General features: G+C 41.0%; 21 protein-coding genes. 6 read left to right on the forward strand and 15 right to left on the reverse strand.

All coding sequences use genetic code 11. From position 1 onward, the window contains the following. Positions 1 to 9: 9 nt before the first annotated feature. From IE339_RS12335 to IE339_RS12345, 3 genes are all read right to left on the reverse strand, one after another. Positions 10 to 1056: a metallophosphoesterase gene (locus IE339_RS12335; RefSeq protein WP_242176185.1), complete on the reverse strand. Its 1047-nt coding sequence runs from the start codon at positions 1054 to 1056 to the stop codon at positions 10 to 12. Between the two features lie 198 nt (positions 1057 to 1254). Further along, the gene (locus tag IE339_RS12340) at positions 1255 to 1824 is read right to left on the reverse strand and encodes a class D sortase (RefSeq protein WP_242167880.1); all 570 of its coding nucleotides are present in this window, start codon (positions 1822 to 1824) and stop codon (positions 1255 to 1257) included. A 90-nt stretch (positions 1825 to 1914) separates the two neighbouring features. Next, positions 1915 to 3657 carry a processed acidic surface protein gene (locus tag IE339_RS12345; protein ID WP_242167882.1) on the reverse strand — a complete coding sequence of 581 codons (1743 nt, stop codon included), beginning with the start codon at positions 3655 to 3657 and terminating at the stop codon, positions 1915 to 1917. 259 nt (positions 3658 to 3916) lie between these two features. Between IE339_RS12345 and IE339_RS12350 the strand changes: the two genes are divergently transcribed. Further along, positions 3917 to 4066: a hypothetical protein gene (locus tag IE339_RS12350; RefSeq protein WP_242167885.1), complete on the forward strand. Its 150-nt coding sequence runs from the start codon at positions 3917 to 3919 to the stop codon at positions 4064 to 4066. Between the two features lie 43 nt (positions 4067 to 4109). Here the strand turns inward: IE339_RS12350 and IE339_RS12355 are convergent, their stop codons facing one another. From IE339_RS12355 to IE339_RS12375, 5 genes are all read right to left on the reverse strand, one after another. Continuing rightward, a complete protein-coding gene (locus IE339_RS12355) occupies positions 4110 to 5528 on the reverse strand; it encodes a SulP family inorganic anion transporter (RefSeq protein ID WP_242176187.1) in 1419 nt (472 codons plus the stop codon). Positions 5529 to 5691: 163 nt separating this feature from the next. Further along, positions 5692 to 6567 carry a PhzF family phenazine biosynthesis protein gene (locus IE339_RS12360; protein ID WP_242167887.1) on the reverse strand — a complete coding sequence of 292 codons (876 nt, stop codon included), beginning with the start codon at positions 6565 to 6567 and terminating at the stop codon, positions 5692 to 5694. A 2-nt stretch (positions 6568 to 6569) separates the two neighbouring features. Beyond that, positions 6570 to 6893 (reverse strand): MGMT family protein, encoded by a 324-nt coding sequence (locus tag IE339_RS12365; RefSeq protein WP_242167889.1) that lies wholly within the window; start codon positions 6891 to 6893, stop codon positions 6570 to 6572. A gap of 66 nt (positions 6894 to 6959) precedes the next feature. Continuing rightward, the gene (locus IE339_RS12370; protein WP_242167891.1) at positions 6960 to 7208 is read right to left on the reverse strand and encodes a hypothetical protein; all 249 of its coding nucleotides are present in this window, start codon (positions 7206 to 7208) and stop codon (positions 6960 to 6962) included. A gap of 208 nt (positions 7209 to 7416) precedes the next feature. Next, positions 7417 to 8340, reverse strand: a complete 924-nt coding sequence (locus tag IE339_RS12375) for a DMT family transporter (RefSeq protein WP_242167893.1) — start codon at positions 8338 to 8340, stop codon at positions 7417 to 7419. Positions 8341 to 8452: 112 nt separating this feature from the next. Here IE339_RS12375 and IE339_RS12380 point away from each other — a divergent pair, with 112 nt between their 5' ends. Beyond that, positions 8453 to 9847 (forward strand): aminotransferase-like domain-containing protein, encoded by a 1395-nt coding sequence (locus IE339_RS12380; protein WP_242167894.1) that lies wholly within the window; start codon positions 8453 to 8455, stop codon positions 9845 to 9847. A gap of 19 nt (positions 9848 to 9866) precedes the next feature. Continuing rightward, positions 9867 to 10256 carry a hypothetical protein gene (locus tag IE339_RS12385; RefSeq protein ID WP_242167897.1) on the forward strand — a complete coding sequence of 130 codons (390 nt, stop codon included), beginning with the start codon at positions 9867 to 9869 and terminating at the stop codon, positions 10254 to 10256. Here IE339_RS12385 and IE339_RS12390 read toward each other — a convergent pair. Together IE339_RS12390 and IE339_RS12395 are read right to left on the reverse strand one after the other, a co-directional pair. Next, positions 10253 to 11233 carry a phosphotransferase gene (locus tag IE339_RS12390; RefSeq protein ID WP_242167899.1) on the reverse strand — a complete coding sequence of 327 codons (981 nt, stop codon included), beginning with the start codon at positions 11231 to 11233 and terminating at the stop codon, positions 10253 to 10255. The genes IE339_RS12385 and IE339_RS12390 overlap by 4 nt on opposite strands. 87 nt (positions 11234 to 11320) lie before the next feature. Continuing rightward, the gene (locus tag IE339_RS12395) at positions 11321 to 11956 is read right to left on the reverse strand and encodes an SDR family oxidoreductase (protein ID WP_242167901.1); all 636 of its coding nucleotides are present in this window, start codon (positions 11954 to 11956) and stop codon (positions 11321 to 11323) included. 127 nt (positions 11957 to 12083) lie between these two features. On the opposite strand from IE339_RS12395, the gene IE339_RS12400 reads away from it, so the two are divergent. Continuing rightward, positions 12084 to 12638 carry a GNAT family N-acetyltransferase gene (locus IE339_RS12400; RefSeq protein WP_242167903.1) on the forward strand — a complete coding sequence of 185 codons (555 nt, stop codon included), beginning with the start codon at positions 12084 to 12086 and terminating at the stop codon, positions 12636 to 12638. Between the two features lie 73 nt (positions 12639 to 12711). Here the strand turns inward: IE339_RS12400 and IE339_RS12405 are convergent, their stop codons facing one another. The 3 genes from IE339_RS12405 to chrA all read right to left on the reverse strand — a co-directional run bounded on the left by IE339_RS12405 (position 12712) and on the right by chrA (position 16433). Further along, on the reverse strand, positions 12712 to 13599 hold the full coding sequence (locus IE339_RS12405; RefSeq protein WP_242167905.1) for a sporulation protein: 888 nt from the start codon (positions 13597 to 13599) through the stop codon (positions 12712 to 12714). A gap of 168 nt (positions 13600 to 13767) precedes the next feature. After that, on the reverse strand, positions 13768 to 15039 hold the full coding sequence (gene egtB, locus IE339_RS12410; RefSeq protein WP_242167906.1) for an ergothioneine biosynthesis protein EgtB: 1272 nt from the start codon (positions 15037 to 15039) through the stop codon (positions 13768 to 13770). A 215-nt stretch (positions 15040 to 15254) separates the two neighbouring features. Continuing rightward, positions 15255 to 16433: a chromate efflux transporter gene (chrA, locus tag IE339_RS12415; RefSeq protein ID WP_242167909.1), complete on the reverse strand. Its 1179-nt coding sequence runs from the start codon at positions 16431 to 16433 to the stop codon at positions 15255 to 15257. A gap of 429 nt (positions 16434 to 16862) precedes the next feature. Between chrA and IE339_RS12420 the strand changes: the two genes are divergently transcribed. Together IE339_RS12420 and IE339_RS12425 are read left to right on the forward strand one after the other, a co-directional pair. After that, positions 16863 to 17030, forward strand: a complete 168-nt coding sequence (locus IE339_RS12420; protein ID WP_242167911.1) for a hypothetical protein — start codon at positions 16863 to 16865, stop codon at positions 17028 to 17030. A 118-nt stretch (positions 17031 to 17148) separates the two neighbouring features. Continuing rightward, positions 17149 to 17289, forward strand: coding sequence for a hypothetical protein (locus tag IE339_RS12425; protein WP_242167913.1), 141 nt, complete (start codon positions 17149 to 17151; stop codon positions 17287 to 17289). 40 nt (positions 17290 to 17329) lie between these two features. Here IE339_RS12425 and IE339_RS12430 read toward each other — a convergent pair whose 3' ends face one another. Together IE339_RS12430 and IE339_RS12435 are read right to left on the reverse strand one after the other, a co-directional pair. Further along, complete coding sequence (locus IE339_RS12430) at positions 17330 to 17926, reverse strand: undecaprenyl phosphate transporter UptA (RefSeq protein WP_242167915.1); 597 nt, start codon at positions 17924 to 17926, stop codon at positions 17330 to 17332. Positions 17927 to 18130: 204 nt separating this feature from the next. Continuing rightward, positions 18131 to 19753, reverse strand: a complete 1623-nt coding sequence (locus tag IE339_RS12435; protein WP_285846692.1) for a M4 family metallopeptidase — start codon at positions 19751 to 19753, stop codon at positions 18131 to 18133. Positions 19754 to 20234: the final 481 nt, after the last annotated feature.

Raw genomic sequence — 20234 nt, forward strand, 5'->3', positions numbered from 1 at the left:
GTCTTTTTGCTACGCTTTGAACGTGACGTCAATTTGAATAATCTCTGAACGACTCCCTAGTCGAAGTGGTGGCCCCCAGAATCCGAATCCAGATGACACGATCACGTGCATCTGATTTTTACGCAGATATCCCCAGTCGACTTCAAACAGCTTTTTCGTAAACAAATGGTTGGGTGCCATTTGCCCTCGGTGCGTGTGACCAGATAACAGAAGATCCACACGACTTTCCTCCGCATTTTGTAAATCAGATGGCTGATGATCCATCGCAATAATCGGGATTTTATGGCGAAGAGAAGACGTGAGCTGCTGAAAGCTCTCTCGATGATGATCAGTCTTATCCTTTCGTCCAACTAAATAAAAGCTATCGTCAATCATCATCGTTTCATCTAGCAACATCTGAATGTTAATACGCTTCATTTCTTCTAGAAAAACCGGAATTTGTTTTCCGTAGTATTCATGATTGCCAAGAACGCCGTACACCCCAAGCGGTGCATGAAGCTCTTTTAAAATGTCACCGATCCCTTTTTTCATAAACGCCTTTGGATCATCATCAATAATATCACCCGGCAAAAGAATAAGATCTGGCTTCAGCTCATTAATCTTCGCTACTAATCGTCTCGCATGCGCTCTTCCAGAAAGCGTACCGAAGTGCATATCGGATGCCATCGCAATTCGCAGCTGCTTTCGCGAGCCTGCATTTTTCGCGACGGTGACTTCATAAGGACGAACAACGGGCGAATAAGCGTTAAACGTTCCGCTTACGAAAATCCAAATAAATAGCGCCACAACTGCTATTCCTGTCCATACAATTGCATCCTCACGATCAATGACCGTTGTTTGCAAGATCCACGCTAGCAAATCAGCTAGTGGAAAGATCAGCAGCGCATATTGAAAAATTCCAAGCCAGTACGATCCAACCACACGCACGGGCGAAGCGGAAGAAAACGGCTGGCTGATCAGATAGGAGTAAGCAAATACCGCCACGATTACCCCATACAAGTAGATGTGACTAGCGCCAAATGACGTTTCTAACCAAACCCATCCGTTCCATCCCATATAAAAGGCAAGAGCCGTATAGATCAGAAAAAACCCGCCTACTTTTGCTATGTTTTGTATACTCAATACGATGTACCCCATTCCTGCGTTATTGTTGTCTTATTTTACCACGCTTTTCACTCGTTCTATGTATGTCATGCTCACAGAATAAATGTGGACATACAAAAACGAGCAGGAAATTCTCCTGCCCGTCTCATATCATGATGCTTTTGACCAATGCTTCGTCGTGTCTTTCTCTACTAAAGTTGCGACGAGAATATATCGTTTCGGCGCAGGTCCTACGTAGTAGAAGGGATAGCACGTACTCACTGTTAACGTTGCGCGCGGCTTCGGAACAATGACCGTACGATCATCCTTATCCACAATTCGCACCTTATTCACGCGATACGTAAAGAGCCCTGCACGCGTCTCTACCTCTAACAAATCACCTTTTCCAACGTCACCAAGCTTACGAAAAACCGTATCGCGGTGGCCAGACAGTACGGAATTATCATCCATGCCAGGAAGAACGCTCCCTGCATAATGACCGACACCCTTTGTAAGCTCGTCTTCATTTGTTCCATGAATAATTGGAAGCGTAGAAGAAATAGCAGGAATGGTCAGTGTGCCGATTTCCTCTCCCACTTCTGGCTGCTCATCATATTGAACTTGCTGCTTAGGAGACGGCTGAGGCTTTTCCTTTTGGACTACCTCTTTTTTCATCACTTTTGGTGCTTCTTCCGTTACATGCTGTCCATCCCACAGCTTTTTCCCGTTGGTTGCAAGCAAAAACACACCGGCTGCTATAATAACGACACTAAATATGAGAAAAACCAATCGCGAAGCGCGTTTGGTTTTTCTCTTTCTTGATACTCTCATTTAGTTTTGGCGAACCTTTCGAAACATAAAGAATCCTGCCACAATCATTCCTGCTCCGATCATCATCGCAAGTGGATACGAAGAAGCTGTATCTGGTAAACGTGCACCATTCTCAGTTTTCGTTACAACTTGATGATCACCTTTAACCGGCGCTGCATGACCTTCTTTTGTTGAAGATGGTGCTGGCTTGTCTGCCGGCTTCTCTTCTTCTGTTGCTCCTTGCTCAAGGTTATTTTCTGTTTCCTCAATAAAATCAGAGCCAAACATTTCACCTGTAATGACGAAGTCTGCTAAAAATACACCAGCTTTGTCATAGAGCGTTACTTCAACTTTTGCATTGTCTATGTTTTTCAGCTGAAGGAGCTGTTCAAACGTAATTGGTTTCTTTTGATCGCCAACAATTAGCTTAAATGATGCTTTTAATTCTAGCATTGATAAAAGCTCTTCATAAGCAGCACGAATTTTATTCAAATCTGCTGGTGATAGCTCTGTTAGCGTATCAAAATCTCCTATACTACCTAATGAATCACTGATTTCACTAAGGCGTTGAAGCTCTTCAGGATCTGTAGGCTTGGCGCTAATTGTTTCAAAGTGTTTGCTCAGACGCTCTAGTTCTTCTTGCGTCAAGCCAAGTTCCTCCGCAAGCGCTTCAAACATATCACCGTTATAGCTCTCGTCCCCACCTGTATAGTCGTACACGGCACTATCTAAATCATCATAAAAAATGTAATCATTAACGGTCTCATCGTTATCGGCTAAAAGCTTACGAAGACTCGCTTCTGTTAGATCATATTCTTCATATAATGGAGTTAGATTTGAAAGGTCTTTTTGAATCACCTCTCCAAGCATGTCGCTTAACTCATCTACTGTTTTATAATCTTCTAGCTTTTCATCATAGTAGTAATCAAGGATGGTTTCAATGTCGTCTTTTGTAACGTTAAAGCCACGCTCTTTACTCACTTTTTGTAAGTATTGATCAAGCTTTTGATCAAACTGTTCATCTCTCGGCTTCTTGTCTTCAATGTAGAAGTCAACATCTGACCATAAATAATCAACAAACACATAGTCATTTAGCGTTTGCCCATTTTCTTTTAACAATTGCACTAGAGATGCCTGATTTAACTGATACTTTTTATACAGCGGCTGTAAATTGGATAAGTCTTTGTGAATGACAGGTCCAAGATACTCTTTTAATTCATCTACTGTGTTAAACGTATCAAGATCATCGTCATCCTCTGTTAACACGTACTCAACGTCTGATTTTGTTACCGTGAAACCACGCTCTTTGCTTATTTCCTTTAAATATGCAAGTAGCTTTTGGTTAAACTGTGGATCTCTTGGTTTATTCGCTTCAAGCGAATAGAAAATACTAGAATCTAAGTCATTGTAAAATACGTAATCATCCAGCGTTTCATCATTTTCTGCTAATAAGCTTTTTAATGACTTCTCCGTTAACTGATACTTTTTATACAATGGCCCTAAGTTACTTAGATTCTTTTGAATCACAGGTCCAGCTGCTTTTTTCAGCTCTGCTACCGTGTCAAAATCGTCGATCGTTTCGTTTGTGTCCAATGCATAATCGACGTCATCGCGTGTCACCGTAAAACCACGCTGTTTGCTTATGTCAGCCAAATACGCGCTAAAATCCTTCTCAAAAGATGGGGCTTTAGCCGCGAATACCGAGGAAGGTAAACTTCCAATAACTAACATAATAATAAGTAAAAATCCCCCGAATTTCTTCACCTGTTGCTCTCCTTCTATTAAACTATTTTCACAACAGATTAACTATAAGCGATTAGAAAAGTTTCTACAATAAGTTTATTTCTTCCAAACGAAAATGATCACAAAGACCTAATTGTTATTTTAATATATACGAAACATTTCCTAATTACTGAATCAACACTATAAGAAAATTATGGTAATATAACCATTTTATTATAAATTCCACACCCTATTTATGTTAAAGTTAGAAAGAGAGCGCTCTCTTAAAAGGAGTGGTAGAATGATGATGGATTTTCAGCATCGCCGCCGTGCGTTTGAGATTCTAGCAAATCAACGAAAAGAAATACAAGCATCATGTTTTCAGCGCTATAAGAGGAGAAAATCATTTTTTCTACATTGGCTCAATCAGTTTCTTTCATCGCAAAAATAAAAACACAAAAAAGCATGACGATGAAGATCGTCATGCTTTTCTTTTAATATCCGACGCGTTTTAGGAGAACCTTACTTTCAGAATCCATTCCCTTAAACTCGACTTGGCGGTCGCCGTACTTTTCAACAACCTTCGCCATCATCGTGACGCTAGAATGATCCCAAATGCGTGAATGGGTAAAATCGATCACAATATGCGCCGGATCTTCTTCATAGTTAAATAGCGATACGAACTGTGAAGCCGTTCCAAAAAAGAGCGGTCCTGAAATAACGTATGTTTTAGTACTTCCTTCAATAGAAGAAGTAGCTTTCAAACGTGCCATTTTCCAACCAAATACGACGGCGCTCATGGCAACCCCTACCACAACTCCGATGGCGAGATTATGCGTATAGACCACAATCCCCACCGTTACAACCATAATAATCGCCTCAGACAGTGGGTATCTATGAAAGTGGCGGACGGAACTCCAATCAAATGTACCAATTGCCACTGTAATCATAACCCCAACAAGGGCCGCCATCGGAATTTGTTTGACCACGTCACCAAAAGCCATAATAAGCACTAACAGCCCAGCCCCTGCTACAAAGGTAGACAATCGGTTTCGCCCACCTGATTGTACGTTAATAACGGACTGACCAATCATTCCACAGCCTGCCATACCTCCAAATAAACCTGATGCAATATTCGCAAACCCTTGACCGCGTGCTTCACGGTTTTTATTTGAACTCGTGCCTGTGAACTCATCCACAATCGTCGCCGTTACAAGCGACTCTGTTAACCCAACAATCGCAATTCCAAGCGCAGTTGGGAAGATAATCTGAAGCGTTTCAAACGTGATTGGAATTTGTGGTAGGTGAAACATTGGCGGCACTTGCGTAATGCCCCCCATATCACCTACCGTTTTTACATCCAGCTTAAAGAAGAATACCACAATGGTCATCACAATAATGGCGACAAGTGGAGACGGAACGGCCTTTGTTACGAGTGGAAATAAATAAATCACGAGCAGCGTTGCCCCGATCATCGCATACATAAGCCAGTTTGCACCGTGAAACTGCGGCAGCTGTGCGGTAAATATAATAATCGCCAGCGCATTCACAAATCCTGTTAACACGGTTTGTGGTAAAAACGAAAGCAACCGACCGATCTTTAAGGCACCAAATACAATTTGGATAACCCCGGTCAAAATGGTCGCAGCGAACAAATACTCTAGCCCATGATCTCGCACTAAGGAAACCATCAAGACCGCTGTTGCACCTGTCGCGGCAGAAATCATTGCAGGACGACCACCTGTAAATGCAATGGCGATGGCAATACAGATCGATGCATATAATCCAATCATCGGGCTTACTCCCGCAATAATGGAGAAACCAATCGATTCAGGAATTAACGCAAATGCCACGGTCAGCCCTGATAAAACGTCTGCACGGACGTTTGAAAACCACTGTTGTTTAATTGTCATCTTGCTCAAAACGTACATCACCTCTAGTATTATTTTTTGACTTCTGACTCTCACAAAAGTCGGGGCCGTTTAAAACGAATTTTATAATACCATGAATGAGCAGATTTTTGAAGGGGAATTTCACCGCATACAAAAAGAGAAAAAGCATTCCTGCTTTCTCTCTTTATAAACTAAACTCTTTCTGTTTCGTCACCATAGAGCTGTAACCACCTACGTAAACATTGGAGATACGACAATCCTTTGTAAACAGCTGCACCATTATTTCAGAAGGTTTTCCTAGTGAATATCCCTGTTCAAAATAAAACGTATGGTGGGCCTGACCCGCTTTTCCGTAGCCATGCTTCACTAAATAACAAGCAAGAGCCGCATTGGATGTACCTGTTGCGCTCTCTTCGGGGATATCCACCACAGGAGCAAAATTCCGGCAGTGTGCCGAGCTGTTGTGCAACGTATCAAGCGTAAATACATGATAGCCAATTACACCATATTTTTTCGATATTTTAGCGATTTCGTTCATATTCGGCTGTATGCGTAATAAATCCAAACGCGTTTTTATCGGAATGATGATATCACGTAGCCCCGTTGACACAATTTGAATTGGTAAATCCTCCACTAGCATGTCACTCGAGATGTTGAGGGAGCGCTCAATGCTCTCAGGCGGAATGATCTCTAAAAATTGTGGTAGGTTTTGTTGCAAAAACACACGATTGTTCCGATCTATTTTAACTTGCAGAAGACCCGCTCTTGTTTCAATTATATATGAACCTTCTTTAATCTCATTTCGCTGCTTCAGCAATGAAAACAACGCGACGGTCGCATGTCCACATACATCCACCTCTTCAGCAGGAGTAAAATAACGAATCTGATAATCTGCAACTGTGGATGAAAATAAAAAAGCCGTTTCAGAAACGTTCAGATCTCTCGCAATAGCCTGCATATTTTCCTCAGTTACATGCTGCGTGTCCAATACAACGCCTGCCGCATTTCCACCCGCTCCATCTTTCGTAAAAGCTTCTAGTGTGTATGTTGAAACCTTCATTTCTATCGCTCCTCTTCTAAAACAGGCTCGTGCCGATATACAGATAGATTTATTCGATCGCCGGCCACAAACAAAACGCCTTCTTCCTGTAAAAGTGCCTTTTGCGTATATCGCCCTTCTTCATCACCGAGCGCAATCTCACCCTTTGCGTTTACGACGCGGTGCCACGGAAGACGGTATTTTTCACTCATGGAATGTAAAATACGCACGACCTGCCTTGCTCCGCGTGGACTGCCTGCAAGTGCTGCAATTTGCCCGTAGGTCATGACGGTTCCTTTAGGGATTTTTTTGATGATGTTAATCACTTGTTCTGTAAATGGCGTCACGTTTCTTCACATCCTTGAATTAATCACTTATAAAAGACAGTCTATCAAAAAAGACGAGCTACTGTCTCACAAGATGTGGTTCGTGTGAAAAAGGACGTCCTTATTGCTCATTTTTTCTTGAAGTAATCCAAACAAATGCTGTTCAGCTACCCAAAACCCTAAACCAGATCGAGCGTGGCGCTGAAGCAGTTTATCTGCCTTCCTCATATACTCGTCTGCTTCATCAAACTTCTGTTCCATATAAGAAACGATCGCTTTCGTACGATAGTAGGAATACAGATCGATCTTCAGAACGTGGGAAATTGCGTTCTTCATCTCATCGAGGGAGGGCTTTCCAAAGAGAAATTGATGCAGGAATTCCAAAGAAGAATACCGAGAGGAGACTTGGGAATATACGTTTCCTGAAAATAAAAAAACAGACGCTCATATTCAAGTCATGTATGCAGATATTTTCGATGCAATTCAACAGATCCCATAAGATGATTTACAAACAGACACGACCGTTTGATCGTGTCTGTTTGATTTATTGATTTAGTAGCTCTGTTTTTTGCTCCTGCCTTCTTGTCATTTTTCGAAGCGCTTGAAAGTTAATTACTAACAATCCTATGATGATGGTCACCCCGCCGACAACCATGATCCATGAAACAAATTCATTATAGACGAATTTGCCGACCGCTAAAGCAATAAGCGGTGAAACGTACAGCCAGGTAGAAGGGAAAATAGGATCCGTTTTCGATACGAGCCAGTAAAACAGCGTATGAGCAATCATTGACCCAAAAATAGTTAAATACAACAGTGAACCGACGGCTTTTGGCTCACTTATGTTTTCTATATGAACCGTTTCCGTACACAGAGAAAGAAGAAATAAAAAAAGTCCCCCGTACATCATTTGACAAGCATTTAACAAAATAGGCGATGTTGTCGGAAAGCGTTTCGTCACGTTTTTTGAATAAATTGCACCGCCCGCATACCCTATTTCTCCAATAAAGATGAGCAAACAAGCTGTCATCCATATGACGCTAAAGGTAGCTGTCATATTTGGAAGGAGCAGTAATCCAACCCCACAAAAACTGATAAGACAACCAATGAGCGACTGTTTGGATAACTTTTGCTTCAACAAAACAGATTGAAGACATAAGATCATAAGTGGCCCAGTTGCGGATAAAACAGCGCCGATTCCAGAGCTCACGTACTGTTCTGCCCAATAGAGGGTTGAAAACGTTCCGAAGGTCAACAATCCCCCGGTAATGACAGACTCTTTCGACCATAACACGCGAAAAGAAGCTTTCTTTCTCACCGTCATCACAATAAATAAAACAAATCCTGCTACAAAGAATCGAACACTAGCTGAAAAAAATGGGGGTAGTCCCGCATCTACTCCGATTTTTATGGCTAAAAAGGTTGTTCCAAATATCAAGCACATAAACAGATAATTAACGATCACCATTTTCGTTCCCTCCTTGCTATTTATCATATAGCACAAGAGACAGAACAGATGATTTTTTATAGAACAGATCATCAAACTCAGTGGTACAATGATGATAAGGAGGGAATCGTTCATGCTACACAAAACAAATGCATTGTTTCAACAAATTTATGATGATCTATGTCGCAAAATAGAGGCAGGTGAATGGAAAGAGAACGAGAAGCTTCCTTCTATTCGTAAGTTAGCGGATGAATTGGGCGTTCACCGACTTACCGTCTTTAAGGCTTACCAACTTTTAAAAGAGCATCAAAAAGTATATGTAAAAGAGAAATCCGGATATTATGTCAAAGGCGAACTTGCTATCTCTCATCATCCAATCGTTGCTGCCTACACACAGCGCAATCATTTATCCGAAATTCATCAAGTTCCGGCAGCATATCAGTTTTCTGTTTCGCTAATTGATCCAAATCTTCTACCTAATGCTTATTTTTCAGACTATGTTAAACGGGTATTCGATCTTTATCCTAAGGTACTCGGCACCTATGCATCTGTACAGGGAGATGAGGAACTACGCACGGCACTAGCAAATTATTTTGGAACCACTCATCGGTTTCAAGTAAATAGCGAAGAGCTTCTGGTCACATCTGGCTCACAGCAGGCCATTGATTTACTCGCTAAGATTTTCATTCGTCCTCGTGATGTTGTTCTAGTTGAACGACCTACCTACAGCTCCGCGATGGATACGTTTCGCCAGCACGGTGCTCATATAAAAAGTATCACCATTCATCCTTATGGTTACGACCTAGACGAAGTCGAGCACTGTATGAAGGTCTATAAACCACGTTTTTTTTATACAAATCCAACCTTTCATAATCCTACTGGTTACACCGTACCACCTTCACAGCGGAAAAAATTGGTCGCTCTCGCTGAGCAATATCACTGTGTCATTGTGGAAGATGATCCATTTCGGGATATTTATTTTTATGATGCACCGCCCTCCCCTATTTTCACCTATGATACGGATGGACACGTGGTGTATATTCGAAGCTTTAGCAAATACGTGTCTCCTGGTTTAAGAATTGCGGTCATTGCCTGTCGCATGCCTCTAATGAAGAGCCTATTAACAGCTAAATCACTTGCTGATAATGGGACTCCTTTATTAAATCAGAAAATATTTTTACATTATTTTTTATCACAGCGCCTACAGCTACACATTGCAAAATTACGAACGGCTTTATGGATGAGAAAAGAAGCAATGGAGAAAGAAATGACCCAATCAGATTGGTACTGGGAACAACCAGACGGAGGATTAAATTTGTGGGTACAGCTTCCAACATACGTATCAATGAAAACGTTACTCCAAAAAGCCCATGAGCGCTCCATTTCGTTTGCACCTGGACGTATTTTTGATGTTGATGGTGAATTTCACTCTTGGATTCGACTTAGCTATTCATATATGAATGAACGAGAACTACGAACGGGAATCGCTCAGCTGATCGCACTAACCAAACCAGAGATTTATGTATAATAGAAGGGAGGTAATCATAATGAGAAACTTCTTTTATCTACTAGGAGGCACGGTATACTTAGTAGGCTTGCTTTTTTTGCTTCATCTAGTCGGTACTGCTCAACTTTACTTCTTTAATGATAACTATCAATCTCTTTTATTTCCATTTTTTGCACTTTTTATCGTTGGACTGTATGTATCATTATCAAAACTTCTAAAACGGATGAAGCATCCGGGGAGTAGGCTTTCACTCGAACGTCCCCTTCTAAAGCTAGGGATATGTATACTGTCAATGCTTGCTGTATTAGTAGTACTTTACGTCCAAATGAGTCACGCATTTATTCTTATTGTCACAGTCATTGGATATATAACCGCTGTCGTCACAGGTTTTACGATGATGAAGCTTACCAAAAAAAGCGCTACGAATTAAGTAGTGCTTTTTTGATTAAGCAACGTCAACGTTTCATCTAATTTCTCCATAACCGCTTTGTCTTCTTTCGCCTTCATGAGCGCAATAATCGAATTTGTGCGATCAAAGCGAAAAGGTAAAATCACGCTCAACAAAACGGGGTATGTCTCCTTTTCAATGTTGTTTAGTGGTCGAATCGTTTCGTACCCCTGAACCAAGTCACTGCCTCGTTCTCCGTAATAGGCATGCAGCGATGCAAGCTCATTCACAAAAGCTTCATCTCCCGCAATGTTAAAGTCAAAAATCCCCACGATTTTCTCTGTTGAATCCACGACCATATTATATGGACACCAATCCCCTTGTATAGGTCCTCTTGGAAGTTCGTTCCACATCTTTTCAAGCATCCTTCTTTTTTCATGATAGACATCCGTTATCTGATATAAAAGAGACCCCTCATACCCATATGCTTTTGCGTTTTCTACTAGCTCTAAAAAACATTCGTAGTTTTCAGAAACTCCTTCATATGCAACACGTGCACCTTCCATTAACGTCCATTCACTGCTGTAGCCAAAAGAATAACCGCTTTGTTCGCTAATGACATGTTGCTCCGCTAATAACATCCCTAGCTGCTGAACAACTGCTTCTGTTACCTCACCTATTTCTTTTCCGTCTATGTATTCTTCTACACTAAATAACTGACTTTCTCCATTAAGGGATAAAAGGTAACTGTAACATCCTTCTCGATCTAACATTTTAGCAACAGGCATTCCTGCATCCGCTAAATATCGGTTGAATTCCCCTGATTTTTGAAGTTTGTCTTTCGTTGTCCAGCCGTCCTGATATCTTTTTACTACGTACCATTTTCCATCACACTGACATTGAATAATACTATTCTTCTTCGGTTGATCGCGTGTAACCCGAATCTGATTAACGGGATAAAGGTCGTATGCGTGTAAGATTTCTTCTATTAAATGAACGACTATGATGTCCCCCTCCACCTTATACTAATATTTTCCACATGCAATATTTTAACATAAAAGACTAAAAAAATGGGAGGTACTCTTTCAAAGAATACCTCCCATTTTTCAAACACTTTTTAATGCATCATAAATGCCATCTTCACCCGAAACAAGCTCAAATGCCTTTCCAATCGTTCCCTGCTCTTTTAAGCAAGCCACCGCTACTTTTGCCACATCAGCACGTGGAATCATTCCGACCTCTCCTTTTACGCGAAAGGCCGCTTGGATGTGTTCTGTTCCCTCACTGTCTAAAAGACCCCCTGGGCGAATGATCGTGTAATCCAATCCGCTCTTTTCTAAATAAGCGTCTGATTTTTCCTTCGCCTCTAAGTAAGGTTTTAAGAACGGAGGACCTTCTGCCGGACGATCCGCATAGCGAGAGCTAATTAAAATGAATCGCTCAATACCCTTCGCTTTTGCCTCATCCACCGCTTTTATCACACCTAGGTGATCAATTGCATTCACATCGTGACCGCCGCTACCTGCTGCGGCGGCGAAAATAACTGCATCAACATCTTCAAATGCATGTGTAATACTTTCTTCTAAATCAGCTACAACTGTCTCCACTTCTCTAGCTTCAAAATAAGAGCGCTGTTCGCTTTTTCGAATCATAGCCTTTGGGTTGTATTCCGTGTGTTTCTGTAGTTCCTCAACGATTAACTTTCCAGTCTTTCCATTAGCACCTGCAACGAGAATCTTCATATTCTACTCCTCCTTTAATGATTTTGTATTGAATATCTGTTTCTATTCTTCTATTATGAAAGAAAAGAAAGTTTTTCAGCAACTGTTATGCTATGCCTAATGTGTCGATTACGAGGAGGGATTCGCTATGATTAAGCAAAAGCTCCATCAAGAAACGGCTCGTCTACTGATTCGTCCATATGAGACGTCAGATTATGAGAATTGGCTCACTCAGTATGAGAATCGCTTGCCTGCTCAGCATAAATATGACGAGGGAAAGCTCGATATGTCACCGTGTACAAAAGAATGGTTTGAGGAAATGATTCATAAGCAACAGCAAATGGCATTAAATGATGAAGCCTACGTATTTGGCGTATTTCACAAGCGAGATGGTACTCACATTGGCGTCATGGATATGTCTACGTTAATGCGAGATGATTTTCAGTGGGCACGAATTGGCTATACGATTCACAATCAATTCTGGGAACAAGGCTACGGAAAAGAAAGTGTGCATGGAACGTTAGAATTAGCTTTTCAGCAATTGCATTTCCACCGTATTGAAGCCCATATCAACCTCGACAACCGGGCCTCTATTAATCTAGCGAAAAGCGCTGGAATGAAGTTTGAATGCATTAGAAAAGCCTTTACGTATGAAAACAACCAGTGGGTGGACAATTTTGTTTATTACATTCAAAAACCATAAATACATATAACAAAAGGAGCAAATATGCGCACCCTCACATCGATGGGTACACATATTCGCTCCTTTCTATCTTTTATCTCTTCTTTGCAGACTGGGATAATAGGTACGGTTCTTCTGCGTCATAAGTGGTCTCCATTTTATCAACAAACCATTCATCCACAAGCTTCCCACCTAACATTCCACCGGCAAATCCTCCAATAGCCCCCTCTAAATGTCCATGTAGCTTACGGTTATATCGGTAGCGCTGCTCATTTAAAAGCATTTCTTCCATCGTGCCGTGCAAATAACTAGCAAGCTTTTCTTTATTTTTAAGCATCTGGTCTGCAAGAATAATATCACAAAATAACTCACGATCTCTTCTAAAGGAAGGGATATCTAGTTCTAATTCTAGCTCCACGCCTTGCCTTCGAATTGCTGCCTCTACTTTGATTTCTTTCACTCGTCCTTTTAAATCATCTGTGGGGGTAAAGATAAATCTTTGGTGGTGTCCATCAAAGTATCCTGAATGGCTAACCTCTTGGAATCCGAGTGCCTGAAATCCTTTGATAACCAAGGTAAATGGCTCTGCAGGTAACACGCGAATACTTTGCTTGTTCAATCGTTCTACTAGCCCTTCTATCTCCATGTTGGTTTTAAAGAAGAAAGACACGTTTCCTCGCGAAATGGGTAAGTTTTTGGGTAACTGATAAGAAAACTGAAATCCCTCTTTCTCCCCTGGCTTTATATGAAAGGATGCAGACAGTGGAATAGTCGCAATCCGATGTGGCTGCACTTGTCCATTTTTGAAATAAACTTGTATCCAAAATTCAACCTGAAGGTCTTTTATATGCTGTTCCATGCTCCCTCCTATCATTTTCACATGCCCCCGTACTTCTTCACCAAGCACGAATTCATGCTTATTCATATGTAAATCTACTTTTGCCGTACCAAAACCAATTTTCGCCATTACTTTTTTTAACACCTGTCCCCCTCCAATACTTTTGCTTCTCTCCTTATATACGGGTCATCTCCTCATTTTGTTTCAAAAATAAAGAATATTTATTCATTTTTTCAAAACAAGAGACTCTGCCTGTACGTATCAAAGCAGAATCTCTATTTTATGATGAATTCTCCGTTCCCTTCAGCCTAGTTATTCTGCGTCTTCCGCTAACCTCAAGCCACTAAACTGCCAGCGTTTTTCAGGCTGAAAGAAGTTTCGATATGTAGGTCGAATATGAGAAAGAGGTGTTGCACAGGAGCCGCCGCGCAAAACCATTTGATTACACATAAACTTTGCGTTATATTCTCCAAGAGCCCCGTCTAGCGGTTTAGAGCGAGGATACGGCGTGTATGGTGTTTGCGTCCACTCCCATACGTCTCCATATATTTTTTTAAGCTTTTCATTTTTAGATGAATGACAGCGTGGATGAGAGTAACCACTATCAGCGAAATTCCCCTCCACTTTTAAACTCTCAGCCGCATGTTCCCATTCTGCTTCTGTTGGTAATCGTTTTCCTTTCCACCTAGCAAACGCATCCGCCTCATAAAAGCTGACATGACAGACAGGCTCTTCAAGTTTTAACAGTTGCTCCCCAGATAGTGTATAAATCATCCATTTCCCCCACTGCTTTCTCCAATACAACGGTGCTGTCCAGCCCTCCCGTTTAACCGTTTCCCATCCATCTGATAACCAGTAGCTCGGATTTTCATATCCACCGTCTTCTATAAACGCGATATACTCTTTATTTGTGACAGGGTACGAAGCTAATCTGTATGGATCTAACCATACCTTATGCCTTGGGCGCTCGTTATCAAACGAAAAGCGCGTAGAATTACTTGTCCCAATCTCAACGAGCCCGCCGCGAAACGTAATCATTTCATTCGTAGTAGGAGCGGTCGGAGTATGATCAATCGTTTCTTTGTAAACAGGAAGAAGTGGGTTTTGGTAAAAATTAAATTTAATGTCGGTGAGAATGAGCTCTTGATGCTGCTGTTCATGGTTAAGACCGATTTCAACGAGCGCTTCAATATCTTTAATCTCTTCATGATTGCTCCCTAACAAAATCATCATATGGTGATCAACATAGCTTCGATAGCTATAAATTTCTTCTACCGTAGGACGCGTTAAAAGTCCGCGGTTTTGCCGTGAGTGAAAAGGACCCACAGATTCATAGTAAGAGTTAAAGAGATAATCATAGTTTGACTTAAATACTCGATAATAACTCATATATTTTGTTAAAACGAACGTTTCAAAAAACCAAGTTGTATGAGCCAAATGCCACTTGGTCGGACTAACATCCTCACTTGCTTGTATGGTAAAATCCTCTGTCTGAAGCGGATCGACTAGACGAAGCGTTGCTTGACGAATTAGATGAAAATGATGGGCCATACGGCTGGTAATTTGTGCTTTTATTTCTTGCATACTACTCATCTCCCTTACTTGTTCGTACCCGTATATCATTCACGTTTGAATCATGTATTTCAAACGTTTTTGCTTGTCAAAACAAGCGATTTCGAATTTTTTATGGAATGCCCCCCATTATCCAATAATATGTATCTATCCACATTTACCAAATTTAAACATAAAATAACAAAAAAACTAGAAAATAGAGATTATTTTCTAGTTTTTTACAAAATTCACATATAGGTTAGTATAAAACTGCCTGCGACCCCAAGCATCACGACTACAAAAGCAGGCACTTTTCCGTAAACCAACAGCCCGAAACAAATCAACGCAAGAGCAAAGTCATGCGCATTTGACACCGCGCCTACAAAAACAGGATCGTAAAGAGAAGCAAGCAAAATTCCGACTACAGAGGCATTTACCCCTAATAGAGCTGCCCGTACCCTTTTATTCCTCCGAAGCTCATTCCAAAATGGTAGAACTCCCATGACGAGGAGAAAAGAAGGTAAAAACATCGCAAAGGTGGCCAGCAATCCCCCGCTCCATCCTTTTACAACCGTTCCGAGATAGCTTGAAAAAGTAAACAGTGGTCCAGGAACTGCCTGAGCGGCACCGTAACCGGCAAGAAAATGTTCTTTGCTTAACAAGTGTGGGACGACTTCCTGTTGTAAAATCGGTAGAACAACATGTCCCCCACCAAATACAATGGCTCCTGCCCTGTAAAAGGTATCCATCATCTCAAACCAAATAGAAGAAGATTTCCAGCTTAGTAGCGGAAGGACCGCCAATAGGACAAAAAATAGGCTAAGAGAAATGATCGCTCCTGCCTTTGACTTGGAAAACGGAAGCTCCACCTCTTCCTCAACAGATTCCTGTCGATACATAAAGATACCAAACAATGCCGCAAGAAGAATCGTTCCTATTTGAACAAATGTGTAGGTCCATACTAATAGTACAACGGATGACCCAATGGCAATAGCCAAACGAGGACGATCAGGTGTAAGCGTCTTTCCCATTCCTAACACTGCTTGTGCGACTACGGCTACCGCCACAATTTTTAACCCGCTTATGATTCCTTCCTGTTGAATATTGTGTCCAGTTAAGAAGATCGCCGCTATCATTAATAATAGAACCGATGGCATCGTAAACCCAAACCATGAGATAACACCGCCGATCACTCCACCCCTCAGCATTCCAATTGATATTCCAACCTGACTGCTTGCCGGACCGGGCAGAAACTGACAAAGAGCAATTAAATCAGCATAGCTCTTCTGATCCAACCATTTTCGCTTTTGGACGTACTCGTGCTGAAAATAGCCTAAATGGGCAATAGGACCTCCAAACGATGTAAAGCCTAGCTTTGTTGATACAAGCCATATTTCAATCCAACGGCGCCATATCGGTTGATTCATAATTTTCACTCCTACCTTAGTATGTTCAAAATTGTATCATGTTTCGTTAAAGCTTCTATTGTAACTATGTAAAAAATTTGATAAGAATTTCATCTCTACTAGACAAAGAGTGTCGAATGACAGAACTCCCCTTCAATTTTTCTATCAATCGGGCTCTTCCCTATTCCTTTCCTCTATTATTTTCATATACTGCTAGAGAGAAAGGTGGAGATTATATGTGGAACCATCATCCGAAATACGAGTGTTGCTGCACCTGCAAGTGTCATTCTTGCAATAAATGTCACGAAGAGAAACACTGTCATTCTTGTGAGAATTTCTTTGTCAACCAACAGCCACACCGTTTTGAAAGCGTAGGCGGCGATTACTATGAAATTAAAGTGTATGGAAAAGATACGGTTGAAACAAAACGTATCCCAACAGAGGCTTTTTTTGATGACGAGCATTCTCATCATCATAGCCACTGCCATCACAAGCATCATCACGGATGCTGCGAAAAAAAATGCAAGGTTTATATCGTTTGCGAACCTAAACAACATTGCGGCTGTCATCACAAATCCCCGTGCCATCATCGCCTCTATTAATTTCTCTAATAAATAAACAAAGTTGGACAAACACCCAATCAGTTTACTAGTTTTGACATAAGATAAATAGAGTAAAGGAGGGATAATCAAAATGGGATATCATTATGAAGACCCTTATCAACAAGAGGGGCGTCATGGCGGAGGGGACTATGGTCGCGGAGGTCACGGATGTGGATGTGGATGCCGCCACAGACGTTGTTGCCGACCGCGCTGTTGCTTTAACCCTTGCTGGTTCTTTTGCTGCGGTGGATGTAGAAGACGTTACTATTAAGTAAAAGAAGGGCGTATTCAGTCATGCTGAATACGCCCTTTTCGCTATTTTAATTTTCTCTTTTTTCGTACTGCTATAATTAAGTAAACGACGATGACTAGAATTGCCACAATTGCGATTGGCTGTGTATATTTGCTCGCCACATCACCAATATCACGCCAGTGGCTGCCAAGCTTAATGCCTAGATAAATAAATAAGATGGACCACGGAACGATTGCTACCGTTGTGAGTATCGTAAAACGTGCAAACGACATTCTAGCAATACCTGCTGGAATTGAAATAGCATGGCGAACGACCGGAATAAAACGAGCGGTCAAGACAACACCTGCTCCGTATTTTTGAAACCATCGTTCAGCCATATCCAGATGATGTTTTCGAATCAATAAAAATTTTCCGTACTTCTCTAGGAACGGGCGTCCACCCCAATAGCCGATCCAATATAAAAACCATTGCGCGATTACACCACCAATGGTTCCCGCAATGACGGCTCCTACAATTGTAATTGTTCCTTGCGAAACCATGTACCCTCCGTATGCGAGAACAATTTCACTCGGAATGATCTCAACCATTAGCCCAAGGGCAATTCCAAGATACCCTAAATCCATTAACCAATTTAAAAGTGATGACACAATTGAACTCATATGTACTGTTCTTCCTCCCTGCCCGCTCTATGTGATTAGGCACAATTGCTGTAACCGATTTACGGTTCACAATACTTTTTACTATAATCCATCTGAAGCGTTTCATCAATACATATCCTATTGACGAACCAAAAATAAGAAAAGCGTACCTTCAAAGTGAAGATACGCTTCTATCTTATGTGATCATTATGAACTACGTATGAATTAATATACGCCTACAGCATCAAAAGCTTTTTTAACAGCCGTTACTTGAGCGCTCGTAGATCCGTAAAGATCTGTTGCTGCCTGTGTTGCCGCAGCACGAAGCTGACTGAAGTTAGAGTTAGCTGTTAAATACGTTGTTAACGTACGGTAGAAGATTTTTCCTGTTGCTGCTGTACCGATACCACTTACTGTCACCCCGTAATGAGTGCCACCTTGGCTGATTAAGTAAGCAGCTTTGTTGATAATGCTGCTGTTCGTATGAACCCCACCATTATCCTGCGTACCCGTATAGCGTTTAGAATAGTGATCAGGATCACCATACTTCGCTGGGTTAGACATAGAGCGTAGAGAATCACCAGCAGTACCTGGTGTGTACACATCTTCACCTAATTCCCAATCAGGATTGCGGTTATCATAGTACTCTACTAATGTACCAAAAATATCAGAAAGTGATTCGTTGATCGCACCAGATTCATTTTGATACGTTAAGTTTGCCGTATATTCAGTTACGGCATGCGTTAACTCATGAGCTACTACATCAAGTGCACCTGATAATGGACGGAATGTGTAGCCATCACCATCTCCGTATACCATTTGGTAGCCGTTCCAGAACGCATTGTTATAGTTTGTGCTGTAATGAACCGTTGATTTAATTTGAGCATTGTTATTGTCATAGCTATAGCGACCAAACGTATTTTTATAGTAATCATACGTTACACCTGCATAGTAGTGAGCATCTACTGCTGCTGGGTCACCAAACACAGAGCTTGTGCTTGCGAAGATTGATCCAGGCAAGCTTGTGCGATAGTTTCCAGTATACGTATAAATTCCGTTTCCTCTTGTCGTATCTTGTAACGTGTAGTTCGTAGAATAAAGCGCTTTAAGAGATTTTGTATCGCCTAATACACCTTTTCCGCTACCTGTTACCGCAGTAGCCGTGTCGATTTTGTTGTATTTATCAATGACGTTACCTGTTACCGCATCTACTGCATAAATCCAGTTACCTGCGCTTGGCGCTAAGTAATTTAATTTTACTACGTACGCAAGGCGTGGTTCATCGTCTTTTACATAGATTGATAGCTGAGCAGATGGCGCCACTTCATATGTAGGAGCGGAGCTAACTTCAGTTTTTACTAGATCCGCTTTTGCCTTTTCAATTGCTTGAGCGTTATCTAATTTCGTTTTTGCTTTTAAAGCTGGTTTTTTATCTAAATTCGGTGCAAGTTCTCCAACGAAGGACGTTAACACCCCGTCTTTATTTACATGAGCAGTTGCTGTTGATCCGAACACTGGAATTCCACGGTAGTACTGTTGAAGTCTGAAGTTCGTGAATCCAAGGTCATCCTTTTGCTCATCAATTACTTTTAACGATTTTTTTGCGATTTGAGAATCAAGGTTTAATTTCGCTTTGTTCTCTTCTACGAATTGATAAACAAGGCTTTCTTTGTTGCTTGCCGCTTTGCTGTTAAGATGACCTGAGAAGAATTGAGCATTTCCGGTTTCTTTGTTGTAGTTCACTTTCACATCTTCTTTTGGTGCTGCTAAAACGTTAAATGGAATAATTGCCTGCCCTACTAAACCTGCTGCCAATCCTAAAGTTACGAGTTTCTTTTTCACTTTCATCATCCTTTCGTTTGTGATAGGAAAATCATAGCATCAAATAGAATTTTGCGGTATTGAGAAAAAATCGAAAAATTTTGATGAAGAAAAACCTTATTTTAGACAAATTTCTAAATTCTATAGGTCGAAGGAATCGATTCTATCGCGAATTTGAAAGATATTTCTGATTTTTCTGTTTTATTTAGTGAATAAAATAAAAATTATGTTGTGGAAATTTTAATTTACTACCGAAAAAATGCATATTTTTATGTCGTGAAAACAAGGATCATGCTTCTTTTCTTCGAAAAAGAGCTGTTAAATGACAAATTTAATCATATGAATAACAACTATAAATTCCAAAAAATAGATTTTTTCAAAAAGTGTCTAAAGCAGAAAAGAGGGAGAACCACTAAATGGCTCCCCCTCTTACCGCTTTATCATTTTAACGTCGCACCTAAAAATTTCTATTCCCTTATTCCATACTGCATCTCTTGTTGACCCACTC

Source organism: Priestia koreensis (assembly GCF_022646885.1).
GTDB lineage: Bacteria > Bacillota > Bacilli > Bacillales > Bacillaceae_H > Bacillus_AG > Bacillus_AG koreensis_A.

Bases quoted from the DNA above. Each gene is read 5' to 3' on its own strand.
- IE339_RS12385 (WP_242167897.1), top strand. From the start codon at position 9,867: ATGAGAAACTTCTTTTATCTACTAGGAGGCACGGTATACTTAGTAGGC.
- IE339_RS12425 (WP_242167913.1), top strand. From the start codon at position 17,149: ATGGCGGAGGGGACTATGGTCGCGGAGGTCACGGATGTGGATGTGGAT.
- IE339_RS12395 (WP_242167901.1), bottom strand. From the start codon at position 11,956: ATGAAGATTCTCGTTGCAGGTGCTAATGGAAAGACTGGAAAGTTAATC.
- IE339_RS12370 (WP_242167891.1), bottom strand. From the start codon at position 7,208: ATGAAGAACGCAATTTCCCACGTTCTGAAGATCGATCTGTATTCCTAC.
- IE339_RS12380 (WP_242167894.1), top strand. From the start codon at position 8,453: ATGCTACACAAAACAAATGCATTGTTTCAACAAATTTATGATGATCTA.
- IE339_RS12400 (WP_242167903.1), top strand. From the start codon at position 12,084: ATGATTAAGCAAAAGCTCCATCAAGAAACGGCTCGTCTACTGATTCGT.
- egtB (WP_242167906.1), bottom strand. From the start codon at position 15,039: ATGCAAGAAATAAAAGCACAAATTACCAGCCGTATGGCCCATCATTTT.
- IE339_RS12430 (WP_242167915.1), bottom strand. From the start codon at position 17,926: ATGAGTTCAATTGTGTCATCACTTTTAAATTGGTTAATGGATTTAGGG.
- IE339_RS12350 (WP_242167885.1), top strand. From the start codon at position 3,917: ATGATGATGGATTTTCAGCATCGCCGCCGTGCGTTTGAGATTCTAGCA.
- IE339_RS12355 (WP_242176187.1), bottom strand. From the start codon at position 5,528: ATGACAATTAAACAACAGTGGTTTTCAAACGTCCGTGCAGACGTTTTA.
- IE339_RS12335 (WP_242176185.1), bottom strand. From the start codon at position 1,056: ATGGGATGGAACGGATGGGTTTGGTTAGAAACGTCATTTGGCGCTAGT.
- IE339_RS12375 (WP_242167893.1), bottom strand. From the start codon at position 8,340: ATGGTGATCGTTAATTATCTGTTTATGTGCTTGATATTTGGAACAACC.
- chrA (WP_242167909.1), bottom strand. From the start codon at position 16,433: ATGAATCAACCGATATGGCGCCGTTGGATTGAAATATGGCTTGTATCA.
- IE339_RS12360 (WP_242167887.1), bottom strand. From the start codon at position 6,567: ATGAAGGTTTCAACATACACACTAGAAGCTTTTACGAAAGATGGAGCG.
- IE339_RS12435 (WP_285846692.1), bottom strand. From the start codon at position 19,753: ATGAAAGTGAAAAAGAAACTCGTAACTTTAGGATTGGCAGCAGGTTTA.